This window comes from Rhodanobacter sp. A1T4, assembly GCF_014207185.1.
Taxonomy (GTDB): Bacteria; Pseudomonadota; Gammaproteobacteria; order Xanthomonadales; family Rhodanobacteraceae; genus Rhodanobacter.
In genome coordinates, this window is sequence record NZ_JACHCP010000006.1 from 376275 (window position 1) to 388322 (window position 12048).

General features: G+C 59.9%; 9 protein-coding genes. 6 read left to right on the plus strand and 3 right to left on the minus strand.

What is annotated here, in order from left to right; all coding sequences use genetic code 11:
• Nucleotides 1-11 precede the first annotated feature (11 nt).
• Nucleotides 12-989, minus strand: coding sequence for an aldo/keto reductase (locus HDE80_RS14560; protein ID WP_184672040.1), 978 nt, complete (start codon nt 987-989; stop codon nt 12-14).
• Nucleotides 990-1277: 288 nt separating this feature from the next.
• Between HDE80_RS14560 and HDE80_RS14565 the strand changes: the two genes are divergently transcribed.
• Nucleotides 1278-2951 carry a M28 family metallopeptidase gene (locus tag HDE80_RS14565; RefSeq protein WP_184672042.1) on the plus strand — a complete coding sequence of 558 codons (1674 nt, stop codon included), beginning with the start codon at nt 1278-1280 and terminating at the stop codon, nt 2949-2951.
• A gap of 9 nt (nt 2952-2960) precedes the next feature.
• Here the strand turns inward: HDE80_RS14565 and HDE80_RS14570 are convergent, their stop codons facing one another.
• Nucleotides 2961-3569 (minus strand): TetR/AcrR family transcriptional regulator, encoded by a 609-nt coding sequence (locus HDE80_RS14570; protein ID WP_184672044.1) that lies wholly within the window; start codon nt 3567-3569, stop codon nt 2961-2963.
• 140 nt (nt 3570-3709) lie between these two features.
• Here HDE80_RS14570 and HDE80_RS14575 point away from each other — a divergent pair, with 140 nt between their 5' ends.
• The 5 genes from HDE80_RS14575 (at nt 3710) to HDE80_RS14595 (ending at nt 9206) form a co-directional block, all read left to right on the plus strand.
• Entirely contained in the window at nt 3710-4834 is a 1125-nt protein-coding gene (locus HDE80_RS14575; protein ID WP_184672046.1) for an MBL fold metallo-hydrolase, read from the plus strand.
• Nucleotides 4831-5751 (plus strand): SDR family oxidoreductase, encoded by a 921-nt coding sequence (locus HDE80_RS14580; protein WP_184672048.1) that lies wholly within the window; start codon nt 4831-4833, stop codon nt 5749-5751. Before HDE80_RS14575 ends, HDE80_RS14580 begins: the two co-directional genes overlap by 4 nt.
• A 56-nt stretch (nt 5752-5807) precedes the next feature.
• Nucleotides 5808-6785 carry a retroviral-like aspartic protease family protein gene (locus HDE80_RS14585; RefSeq protein ID WP_184672050.1) on the plus strand — a complete coding sequence of 326 codons (978 nt, stop codon included), beginning with the start codon at nt 5808-5810 and terminating at the stop codon, nt 6783-6785.
• A gap of 128 nt (nt 6786-6913) precedes the next feature.
• Entirely contained in the window at nt 6914-8314 is a 1401-nt protein-coding gene (locus HDE80_RS14590) for a serine hydrolase (protein WP_184672051.1), read from the plus strand.
• A 163-nt stretch (nt 8315-8477) separates the two neighbouring features.
• Nucleotides 8478-9206, plus strand: a complete 729-nt coding sequence (locus tag HDE80_RS14595; protein ID WP_184672053.1) for a tetratricopeptide repeat protein — start codon at nt 8478-8480, stop codon at nt 9204-9206.
• Between the two features lie 80 nt (nt 9207-9286).
• Here the strand turns inward: HDE80_RS14595 and HDE80_RS14600 are convergent, their stop codons facing one another.
• Nucleotides 9287-12037, minus strand: coding sequence for a M14 family zinc carboxypeptidase (locus tag HDE80_RS14600; RefSeq protein ID WP_184672055.1), 2751 nt, complete (start codon nt 12035-12037; stop codon nt 9287-9289).
• Between the last annotated feature and the right edge of the window lie 11 nt (nt 12038-12048).

Here is a 12048-nt window from a genome sequence, read left to right on the forward strand (position 1 = left end):
GAGAGCCAATATCAAGTGTGACCAGCCACTGCGTGCGGCACATAGGCTTCCTCAAGCTTGGCTATTTCATCGGCATCGAGCTTCAACGACAGTGCTGCCACCGCATCGTCAAGATGATGCGGTTTGGAGGCGCCAACGATGGGTGCGGTGACAAACGGTTTCTGCGCGACCCATGCCAGCGCCACCTGCGCCTTCGATACACCGCGCGCCTTCGCCACGGCAGCAACTGCTTCCACCACTTTGCGGTCGGCATCAGGCACGGTGTAAAGCGTTTTGCCGAAGACGTCGGTGGATTCGCGCTCGCTACCATCATTCCAGTCGCGTGTTAGTCGGCCGCGCGCAAGTGGGCTCCATGGAATGACGCCAATGCCTTGCTCGTGGCATAGCGGCATCATCTCGCGCTCTTCCTCGCGATAAAGTAGGTTGTAGTGATTCTGCATCGTGGAAAAACGCGTCCAGCCGTTGCGCTCGGCTACGTACAACGCCTTGCTGAACTGCCAGGCGAACATCGATGACGCGCCGATGTAGCGCGCCTTGCCGGCTTTCACCACATCGTGCAGTGCTTCCAGGGTTTCCTCGATCGGCGTGCGTGGGTCCCAACGGTGGATCTGGTACAGGTCGACGTAGTCGGTGCCGAGTCGGCGTAGGCTGTGGTCGATCTCGCTCATGATCGCCTTGCGCGACAGGCCCATGCCGTTGGGGCCTTCGTGCATGCGGTTGAATACCTTGGTCGCCAGCACGATCTGATCGCGCGATCCGAAATCCTTCAACGCGCGACCAACGATCTCCTCCGAGGTACCGTCGGAATAGACGTTGGCGGTATCGAAAAAGTTGATGCCCAGATCGATGGCCTTGCGGATGAATGGCCGGCTGGTTTCTTCATCGAGCGTCCAGCTGTGCGCGCCGCGGTTGGACTCGCCATAGGTCATGCAGCCCAGGCAGACGCGTGATACATCGAGGCCGGTGCGTCCCAATTTTACGTATTCCATCATCGTCTCCAAACGCAGGGCAGCTAAGTAGGGGCACCGCTGACAGTACTGATCGGTGCAATGCATATCACTGAGAATAACTCGCTATTGCTGTGCAAGTGATTTGCGTGGCGTGAAAGCGTACGACTGATGAACCCGGTCGTATGGGCTTGCGATATTTCGTAGCCGGCTGGCTCCGGCAGTTGGGTGGAATGGAGAGGGCTTTACGTCCATCACGCTCATTTTCCGTGGACAGCCATCGACGAGCGCGCTACAACTGGGGTCTGTTCGCCCGTGCCGGAGTGTTTGATGCGCCTCGTTTCAAAAGTTCTATTTACCGCCTTGTGCGTCGCTGTGGGCTCCACGCAGGCCACCGATCCTTCCGTGGCACTCGCGCCGCAGATCAACGCTGCTGATTTCGCCCAGTTCGACAAGACCCTCAGCTCGGATGCCTTCGGTGGTCGCAAGCCTGGCACGGCAGCCGAGCCCCTGACCACAAACTGGCTGGTCGAGCAGTACAAGCGTATGGGATTGCAGCCTGGCAACCACGGCTCGTGGTTCCAGACCGTGCCGGCCGACTCTACCCAGCTAGTGAATACCGATGTCACGCTGGATATTTCGGCGCAGGGCAAGGAGACCAAACTCGCCTATCGCACCGACATGATTGTCGAGACGCTACAGGCGAAAGCTGCGGTCGATCTGAAAAATTCGCCGATCGTGTTCCTGGGCTTTGGCGCCGATGCCCCGCAGTGGCACTGGAACGATTACAAGGACATCGACGTGAAGGGCAAGACGGTGATCGTGCTGGTCAACGATCCCGGTTTCGCCACGCTCGATCCGAAACTGTTCAACGGCCGCGCAATGACCTACTACGGCCGCTGGACCTACAAATACGCCGAGGCTGCGCTCAAGGGTGCTGCTGCCTGTTTCATCGTGCATACCAGCGATGCGGCAGCCGGTTATCCATGGACGGTGATCAAGAACAGCGGTAGCGGCCCTCAGCTCAGCCTGCCTTCCAGCGTCGATCCGTCGCCGCGACTGCCGGTCGCCGGCTGGCTGACCCGTGATGCGGCCACACGATTGTTCGCCGCTGCCGGTCAGGATTTCGACAAGCTTGAAAAGGATGCCGCGAAGCCCGGCTTCAAGCCGGTGCCACTGCAGGCGACGGTGTCGGTGAGCCTGAAAAACAAGATCGGCCATATCGAATCGCACAACGTGCTGGCGATGGTGAAGGGCAGTAGCAAGCCCGACGAGGCGGTGATCTACACCGCGCACTGGGATCATCTCGGTACCGATCCCTCGCTGAAAGGCCATCAGGTTTACAGCGGCGCGATCGACAACGGCACCGGGCTTACCATGTTGCTGGAGCTGGCTGACGCGTTCGCGCACCAGAAAACCCCACCGCAGCGCAGCGTGCTGTTCTTTATGCCGACGCTGGAGGAGTCCGGCTTGCTCGGCTCTCAGTACTACTCGTCCAAGCCGGTGTTCGCACTGGACAAGACCGTCGCCGATATCGCCGTCGATGCGTTGCCGATCATCGGCCGTGCCCACGACATGACGGTGATCGGCAAGGGTCAGTCGCAGCTGGAAGACATGCTGGCCGACGTGCTGAAATCGCAGGGCAGGGTCACTTCACCGGAAACCACGCCGGAGAACGGCTTCTACTTCCGTTCCGATCATTTCAATTTCGCCAAGGTTGGCGTGCCGGCGATGCTCGCAAGTTCCGGTCTCGATCTGTTGAACGGTGGTCGCGACGCGGGCCAGAAAGCGGCCTCCGATTACACCGCACATCATTACCACACGCCCAACGACGTGTTCGATCCGAACTGGGATTACTCGGGCATTCTCGAGGACACGCAGGCGCTGTATGAGCTTGGGCAGAAGCTCAGCGAGGACAACGTCTGGCCCAAGTGGTACGCCGATAGCCCGTTTGGTACCAAGCGCGCGTCGTCGATGTCGAAGGCTGATGGCGCCGCGAAGTAAAGGTTTGGCTCAGCGTGAGCCGGTGGCGTGCAGCCGGCTCACCAAGGTAAGGCATGCCTCCTCGATGAGGCGTGCTTGCTCGGTTTTTTTCGGTGCGGGTTGCCAGGCAATCACGGAAAACCAATAGGCCGAAGATTTCAGCAGCGCCACAAAGATATCGGCAGCCACGTTTGCGTCGAGCTTGCCCAACTTGCCGGCCTCGCCAGCTTCGTGGAACCAGTGATACACGCTGTTTTCCTTCTCGCCAAACTTCTCCATCAGTCGCTGGCTCTGTACCTCGGAGCGCATGCATTCGACCATCAGCACGCGGCTTAGCCGGATGAAATCCGGGTCGCAGATCAGCTGCATTTCCCTCATACCGACATCGCGTAACTGCTCAACGAAATCGCGCTGACTGTCGTAATGCAATTTGCTGAGCGGGTCTACCCGTTCCATCAGAAGCCTCAGCACCGCCTCGAGCACGGCTTCCTTGGAAGGGAAGTGTTTGTACAGCGTGCGCTTGGAAACCTCGGCGCGGGTCGCAATGGATTCCATGCTGGCACCGGCCAGTCCGTGTTCGGCGAGTTCGGCAATACCGGCATCGAGCATGGCGTTGCGTTTGGTGGCGCTGCGGTTCAAAAGGTTTGCTCCTGGCGTGATGCACTTGCAACAAGTGGGCCGCGTAACTTCAGGTTCACAAAGTATACGGTATAGTTTACTTTCCTTATGGCCTGTCATAAAGTATACGAAATAGTTTACTTTTTGCCGGAATATCCATCATGGTTATTGCATTTGTTCTTGTCGCTGCTTTTTGTCTTGGCTTGCTCGCTTGGCACGCCATAACGAAGCGTAGTCGCGTCGCACGGGCGCATAGCGGTTCGCCGGCATGGCGCAATGGCCGCTTTCGCAACGTTGCCAATACAAGGGTTGCGAGCCTGGGCGAGGTGTGGAAGACGATGCGTGCCCATCGCGGCCTGCGCCGCAAACCGCAAAGTCCACTGCCGGTGGCGACGGTGCGCGCGGATGTGCTGAGCGGCCCCGCATCGCAGGCCTTGCAGGTGACATGGCTGGGCCATTCCAGCGTGCTGATTGAACTCGACGGACTGCGCCTGCTCACCGATCCCGTGCTAAGCGCCCGTGCGTCGCCGGTGCCGTTTGCGGGGCCGAAGCGCTTTGCGCCGCCAGCGCTTACCGTGGCGCAGTTGCCGCCGATCGATGCGGTCATCCTTTCACACGATCACTACGACCATCTTGATCGCGACACCATCCGTGCGCTGGCCGATCGTGTCGGCCACTTCTACACGACATTGGGTGTGGGTCAGCGACTGATCGCCTGGGGCGTGGACGCCAAGCGTGTGACCGAGCTGGACTGGTGGCAGGAAACACGCTTCGGTCCGCTCACTCTAGCCGCTACACCGGCCCAGCATTTTTCCGGCCGCGGCCTGCGCGACGGTAACTCGACGCTGTGGGCATCGTGGGTTGTGCTGGGCGCACACGAGCGGCTGTTCTTCAGCGGAGACACCGGCATGCACGAGGGCTTTAGCAAGATCGGCGAGCGCTACGGGCCGTTCGATCTCACGCTGGTCGAATGCGGCGCCTACAACGAAACGTGGCCGGACGTACACATGCAGCCGGAGCAATCGCTCGCTGCGCACCAGCTGGTGCGCGGCAGGACGATGATGCCTGTGCACTGGGGTACCTTCGATTTGGCCTTCCATCGCTGGGACGAACCGGCCGAGCGCATTCGCGCGCTGGCGGCAGAGCAGGGCGTGCATCTGGTACAGCCGCGTCCTGGCGAAACCGTTCGTCCTGATACGGCTCTTCAATCCCCGTGGTGGCGGGCACTCGAAGTGAATGCCGTCAGCGATTCCACCATCAAGCTCATCAAGGAAACCACCGCATGAGTGGCTTCACCATCAGCGACATTCCCTCACAGATCGGCAAACGCGTCATCGTTACCGGTGCCAACAGTGGCCTTGGCTACGAGACGGTACTGGCGTTGGCCAACACGGGGGCCGATGTGATCCTTGCAGCACGCAGCGAGAAAAAGGGTAGCGAGGCGCTGGCCAAAATCCGCGCGCTTTCGCCGCAGGCGAAGGTGCGGCTGGAGTTGCTCGATCTGTCCAGCCTTGCATCTGTCGCCGATTTCTCCGGAAGGCTAAATGCCGAAGGCCAGCCGCTGGATATGCTCATCAACAACGCCGGTGTGATGGCCTTGCGCCAGCGCCAGACCACCGCCGACGGTTTCGAGATGCAGCTGGGCGTCAACTATCTCGGCCACTACGCGCTGACCGCGCAGCTGCTGCCGCTGCTGCATCGCGCGCCGGCACCACGCGTGGTCAACCTCAGCAGCTTGATGCATCGCATGGGTAAGATCCATTTCGATGACTTGCAGCTCGAACACGGTTACACACCCAACAAGGCTTACGGTCAGTCCAAGCTGGCGATGCTGATGTTTGCGTTGGAGCTGCAGCGACGGAGCGACGCCAATGGCTGGGGTCTCATGAGCAATGCTGCTCACCCCGGTTATGCGCGTACCGAACTGATTTCGAACGGTCCGGGATCGACGGGATTCATGTGGTATCTCAGCCGCTTGCTCGAACCGGCCGTCAGTCATTCCGCTGCCGCGGGTGCGCTGCCCACGCTTTATGCCGCGACCTCGCCGAAGGCAAAGGCTTCGGGCTATTACGGACCGGATGGTTTTTCCGAACTCAAGGGCTCGCCAGCACCGGCCAATATTTCGGCAAGGGCAAATGATGTCGCGCCAGCTGCACGACTTTGGGATATTTCGGAAAAACTGACCGGTGTGAGGTTTGCCTAAACGGATGTCGGTGAATGGACACCGGTCACACCGAGAACCGGCATGACCTTTGATCCATGACCTCCGCTGTGTTCTTGATACATTGGGTCTTCCGCGAGAAAGCATTCGTAGAGGAATTCCGTTGTATGAACCCCTGGGTCAGATGGATGACTGCAAGTGCGCTGATCACCGTCGCCATTAACCATGTTGAAGCGCAAGTCGCCCTGAGTGCGGCTGGCGATGGGCACGACGTGGTTCCAGTGACTGTCAATGGTCGCGGACCTTATCCTTTTGTGCTCGATACGGGTGCCGATGGCTCAGCGGTCTATCAATGGTTTGCCGACAAGGCCATGTTGAAGAAAGCTCCCGGTGGCACTGAGGAACTCTCGGGACAAACAGGCAGCAGCCAGGTGACCATGTACTCAATCGGCAGCCTGGAACTTGATGGTTACCGTCTCAGACATGCAAAAGCCTATGGGTTACCCAATAGGCATGACTCCGGCAAGGAGGCAGGAGTGCTGGGTAACGATTTCATGGATGGTGTGGTTGTTGCGTTCGATTATCTGTGCCGCAGGGTGGAGGTTCACGCAAAGCCGATTGATCAGGACAAGGTCATAGGCAAAGGCGCGCCGGCGACATTGAGCGGACACGTCAAGGGTAATGATCTGCTGATTCTGCCGGTTATGGTGAATGGCGTCAGCGGCATGGCCATACTCGATACCGGTTCACGAAACACCCGCATGACGACCAGTTTCGCGCAAGCAGCTGGCATCGATGCGAGCTCGTCCGAATTTCATGACGGAGAACCCATTTATGGGGCCAACTCCAAGCCGATGGTTCCCCGTAGCGGTCCCATTGGCAGCGTCGGCTTTGCGGGTGTCAGCGTCAATGCAGTGACGGCGCAGGTCATCGATTTGCCGGTACTCAAAGAGGATTTCGGTGACAAGCCGGCGATGCTGCTCGGGGCGGATCTGTTGGGAAACTTCCGACTTCTCTACGATCATCAGGCACGCGTGATCTGGGTTCGCCCATCGAGCTGTAGTGCGTCGAAGTAAGGTCTCACGATAAGCAAATCGGGTCCTGGCACCTGAATACCGTTAGGCTTTCCCTTCTAGCGTGTCTGTTGCCGTGGTCGAACCCGGTTCGACCCGTAAATCTCTGGGGCCGGGTTGAAAGGGGGCTCGTGTCCAAGCAAAGAAAGTCGATCGGCGTCTACGTTGGGCGCATCTTTGTGGGGCTGTTGGTCATTCTGTTCGGGCTGATTCTGTGGAAGCGCCCGGACAATGCGATTCGTATTGCGACCGCCAGCATTTCCGACGTGATGTGTTCCGGTGTGTTTGTTTCTGGACTGCCGCCGCAGCGTGCGTTTGATGAGAGCTTTGCGACTGACAAGGGATTGAAGATTTTGTTGCCGGGTCTGCATTACGTGGTCGACCGCGCGAATCGCCGCATCACGACCGACTGGCACGGTCGCTTTTCCAGCGTGTCTACTTACTACCCGTCCTACGGCTGTGCGCTGCCATGGCAGACACCGGGTGTTGGCACTCTGCAAGCTGCACACGAAGTAACGAATCCACCTGAAATCCGACCACTGGTCGAGTCAAACGATCCGGAGATTCGTGATGCGCTGGCACGTGCGTTTGCGGAGCCGGCGACAGGCGCTCGCCGTCATGTGCATGCGATCGTGGTGATGCACAACGGCGACATTATCGCGGAGCGTTACGCGAATGGCTTTGATCCCGACACGCCGCTGTTGGCTTACTCGGTCAGCAAGTCGGTAATCAATGCACTGGTCGGCATATTGGTGAAGCAGGGCAGGCTGGACGTGCATGCGCTGGCACCGGTAGCCGCATGGAACGGCCCTGCCGATCCGCGCCATACGCTCACGCTGGATAACCTGCTGCGCATGGCCTCTGGTCTTGCGCTGACCGAGGACGATAGCGGCTTCGATCCGGTGTCGATCATGATGTTCCAGAGATCCGACATGGCGACGTATGCGGCGCAGGCAAAGTTGAAGGCGAAACCCGGTACCGAGTGGGAATACAGCAGTGGCAATACACTGATCGTCGCCGGTGTGCTGCGCGATGCCGTGGGAGGTGGCGCGGCTGGCATGATCCGTTTCGCGCACAGGGAGTTGTTCGATGCCATCGGCATGCGCCATGTGCTGATGGAGTTCGATGGCGCGCAAACCCTGATCGGCTCGACCCGTATCTACGCCTCCGCACGCGACTGGGCGCGCTTCGGTCAGCTCTATCTCAATGATGGCGTGGCGAATGGCCGGCGAATTCTTCCGTCGCAATGGAACACCTATTCGAGCAGCCCCACGTTCGATGCGCCCTACGGTGCCGGTTTCTGGAGCAACGTGCCAGCACCGGGCGACAGGGAACCTCGCATTGCGGGCTTGCCAGCGGATGCCTATTTCGCCTCGGGCATGAACGGGCAGCGCATCGTGATCGTACCTTCGAAACACCTGGTGATCGTCAGGTTCGGCACGACCGTCGACCCGCCGAATTTCGACATGAAGGGGCTCGTTCGTCTTGTTGCCGATGTATCTGGTGCAGTCAGTGACGCCTCGCCGAAGTGACGTTTGCCGCTGGATAGCAGACATGCGTAGAGATGACGGACACCACGATCCGAAACCCGGACTCACGCGAAGGGGCGCTACTGTTCTCGGTCAGCCGTTACGGCTCGTATAAACGGCTCGTATAATAGGGCATGCCTCAATGCCGCCAGTGGTCTCCCCCAGCATGACTGCTGACGAATTACGCAATCTGCTGAAACTCGATCCTGAGCACGCCGCGGAGACCGTTCAGGGGCTCGGTAACCAAGGACTCCTCGCAGCGCAGATTCTTTTTGGCCAGATGCTGCTGGAAGGCAAAGGGACTATAAGAAGCCGAGCCGCCGCGCTGGCTTGGTTCGAGCTGGCTGGAAAACAAGGCAGTGCCGAGGCCATAAATATGGTCGGGCGTTGCCTGGAAAATGGCTGGGGCACCGAACCTGACGTAGCGCAGGCGCTGGCCTGCTACGTGTACGCCGCCAAGCTGGGGCATGACTGGGCACAGTACAACGTGGCCCGTATGTATTTCGACGGCGCCGGCGTCGAGCCCGATGCTGAGCGGGCCGCGCATTGGTACGCGCAGGCGGCGAACCAGGGTCATGCGCGGTCGATGAATCGGCTTGCGCGGTGTTACGAGCAGGGTTGGGGTGTCGTGCAGAACCAGTCAAGGGCCACGGACTGGTACCGACGCTCTGCCGAGGCCGGCTACTTCCGTGGGCAGTACAACTGGGCTACAGCCCTGGTGAGGGCGGGCAAGGTCGACGAAGCGGCGAACTGGCTGATCCGGGCCAGTCAGGAAGCGACGACCCAGTTGAAGAAGGCTATTGCCAGCTACGCCGCACAGATCGACCACCCCGCGATGCGCGCCGTTGCTTCGTCTCTGAACGAAGCACTTCGTGCACTAGATGCCTCAAAGTAGAAGGCAAGCTCCGATGTGCTGAATGCATTGGGCTTGCGGATGGGCAGCCATCTCGATGACTGCCCATCCAGAGAGCTGACTTATGGTTCAGCCGTCTGGCCATCCAGTTGATTGAAGTGGGTGATGGCGTTGAAGACCAGGCCGTAGCTGCCTATGGTTTCGCCGCGCCAGATCGGGTTGCCGGCGAATAGCAGCACGTTGCCGTTGCCGTAGTGGGCGTCGACGACAGCGGCGCGTTCGGCCATTTCATCGCCACCGTCGAGCAGGCCGGCGATCAGCAGCTTGTCGGCATCGGCGTAGCGCAGGATCACCTGCGGACGCTGATCGGCGGGAATCGCCAGCGGGTTGTTACGCAGCTGCTCGGCGTTGAGCGGGGTGGCTTGCCAGGGCTTGGGATCGGGCAGGGCCGGTGGTGCTACCGAGGCGCGACCTTCGGGCGTGTCAGTGTCGTGCGGGCCACCGCGTCCGGTGGGGCGCTGGAAGTCCTTGGCATTCGGCAGGCCGTCGTCGCCGGTGATCTGGTTAGAGACGGTAAAGGACTGGCCCAACGAGCTGTATAGCGCCAGGTCGTCGCTGGCGTAACCGCTGGCGACAGGATTTTTGCGATCGACAAAAGTGCTTTGCAGCACGCTGCCGACGACCTTGAGGTTGTGTGTGGGCGTGACAAACACGCCCGGCGCCATGCCGCTGTCGATGGCGAACTTGGCGGTGTCCTCGGCGGTGACCAGCAGGCCGCCGGCGTGTACGAACTGTTTCAGGTTTTCGAGACCCTTGGCACCCAGGCCCGGTCGAATATCGTCAGTCGAATCGATCTTGCCGATGTTGGGCGTGAGCTTGGTGGTTTTCCACGGCATGGGGTTACCCCACATCGGCAGGCCGTCGACGATCTGTTCTGCAGTAACACCGCCAATCGGGCCGAACAGGATCACGTCGTACTTCGCATGCAGGTCGCTGCTGCGCGCCACATCCTGCGTGCTGATGTAGGTGTAGGGCACGTGCAGCTTGTCCAGCGCCATGCGCCACCAGCCTTCGGTCTGGGTATCCAGCCAGGTGTGCATCAACGCAATGCGTGGCAGCTTCGCCACTGGGATATCGATCGCGGCCAGTCCCTGCGGCGGCGTGATGGCATCGCTGACAGCGCTCATCGGTGCCTTCAGGATGGCATTGTCGGTGACTCGTACCACTTGGACGTTGAACAGGTCGCCCATCGACCAGGCGGTATCGTCGTAGGGATGCTGCTGCGGGTCTTTCGGCGACCAGTACTGGCGGTCGAGCAGCGCGTCGGCAATTCGAGAGTACGGTTGGTCCATGCGCACCACATAGCTACCGGTGGCGAAGGTGCGTGAACTGGCCTTGGCTTTCGGGTCATCGCCTTGTTTCGGCAGGGTGACCGTGACAGGTGCCGTGGTCCGGCTGATTTCGACGTGCTGCAGCTGCATGACGTGTAACAACTGAGACTGCGAGCCGGTACGCGTTTCATCCGCAGGAAACACGTAAGCGGCTGGGCCGGCTTCCTGCGGTTTCTCGATCGAGCGCTTGCCCTTGAGGTAGAAATTCTTCAGGAACAACGGGCCGTTGTCGGAGAAATAATTCAGTGCGGTGAGCAGACCGGTCTGTTCGTAGTTGTTGTTGTCGCGTTGCGACCAGAGTACCTCGGGCAACGGAGGGTTCGGCCGGTACCAGGTGCGTGCGTATTCCTTGGGGCTGAGCGTGCGTTTGACCGTATCGGCACCGTCGTTACCGAAGGTTTCATACAGACGGCTGACGCCGTTGTGCATGGCGGCGATGAACATCAGATAGCCCGGGCTCCAGGTATCGAAGTCGCCGTGGGTGAACACGCCGGGCATGCCGAACTTGGTCAGCTCCTGCACGTTGTTCCAGCCCAGCTGTTGCCACTCGCCGGTCAGGATGGGGTCGATCCATGCGTTGTACGGGCCATCGCCGACGGTATTGTCGTAGAGGAACGGCACTGATTCGTGCAGATCGTGCAGCACTTGCGCATGCCAGCCGATATAGGCGTCGGCGATGTTGCGCGTCAGGTTCAGCGTCATGCCCATCGCGTCGCGGTTGTTGTCATGCGCCACGTAATGGCCCCAGTACATCAGCGGCGAGTAGTTCTGTCCCGGATGCGCCAGATGCCAGTTGTACAGATCGACCATGCGGTCGCGGCCGTCGACTTCGACGATCGGCGTGATCAGTGTGATCACGTGCGAGCGGATGTGCTTGATATACGGCGAATCGTCCACGGCGAGGCGATAGGCCAGCTCCATCAGCGCGGTTGGTGCGCCGGTTTCGGTGGAGTGGATGGTGCCGGTGATGTAATAAACCGGCGTCGATTGCGCGACCAGTTGATCGGCGGTGTCGTCGTTCATGCCGATAGTGCGAGGGTCGGCCAGCTTGGCCAGCCGCGCCTTGTTGGCGTCCAGATCAGCGAGCACGTTTTCGTCCGCAATGGCCACCGCAATCATCTCGCGGCCTTCTTCGCTTTTACCAATCGAGAACACTTTCACTCGTGGGCTGGCTGCGGCCAGTGCACGGAAATAGCGATAGACATCAGCGGAGTAGGGCAGATAATTCGGCGCGCCGGAAATATGGCCCAGTACCTTGTCGGGTGTTGGCACGGTCGCGGAGGCGGGCAGGTAATCGGTCAGCGGCGAGTTGAACGATGGATCGGTGGTGAACTTAAGGATCTGGTCGGTGTATGCCTGATCAATTGCCTGGGCCGGATCGCGGGCATAGGACTTTGCTCCTGCCGTATCACTCGCTGCCGACGTTGCGCCAACACCAAGCGCCAGCAGCGCAGTCAGTGAAAGCCGGATGGACACGCGCATGATGCATTTCC

What these genes read in the sequence shown, in the direction of transcription:
- HDE80_RS14560 (WP_184672040.1), bottom strand. Translation starts at nt 989, where the DNA reads ATGGAATACGTAAAATTGGGACGCACCGGCCTCGATGTATCACGCGTC.
- HDE80_RS14565 (WP_184672042.1), top strand. Translation starts at nt 1,278, where the DNA reads ATGCGCCTCGTTTCAAAAGTTCTATTTACCGCCTTGTGCGTCGCTGTG.
- HDE80_RS14575 (WP_184672046.1), top strand. Translation starts at nt 3,710, where the DNA reads ATGGTTATTGCATTTGTTCTTGTCGCTGCTTTTTGTCTTGGCTTGCTC.
- HDE80_RS14580 (WP_184672048.1), top strand. Translation starts at nt 4,831, where the DNA reads ATGAGTGGCTTCACCATCAGCGACATTCCCTCACAGATCGGCAAACGC.
- HDE80_RS14585 (WP_184672050.1), top strand. Translation starts at nt 5,808, where the DNA reads ATGACCTCCGCTGTGTTCTTGATACATTGGGTCTTCCGCGAGAAAGCA.
- HDE80_RS14595 (WP_184672053.1), top strand. Translation starts at nt 8,478, where the DNA reads ATGACTGCTGACGAATTACGCAATCTGCTGAAACTCGATCCTGAGCAC.
- HDE80_RS14600 (WP_184672055.1), bottom strand. Translation starts at nt 12,037, where the DNA reads ATGCGCGTGTCCATCCGGCTTTCACTGACTGCGCTGCTGGCGCTTGGT.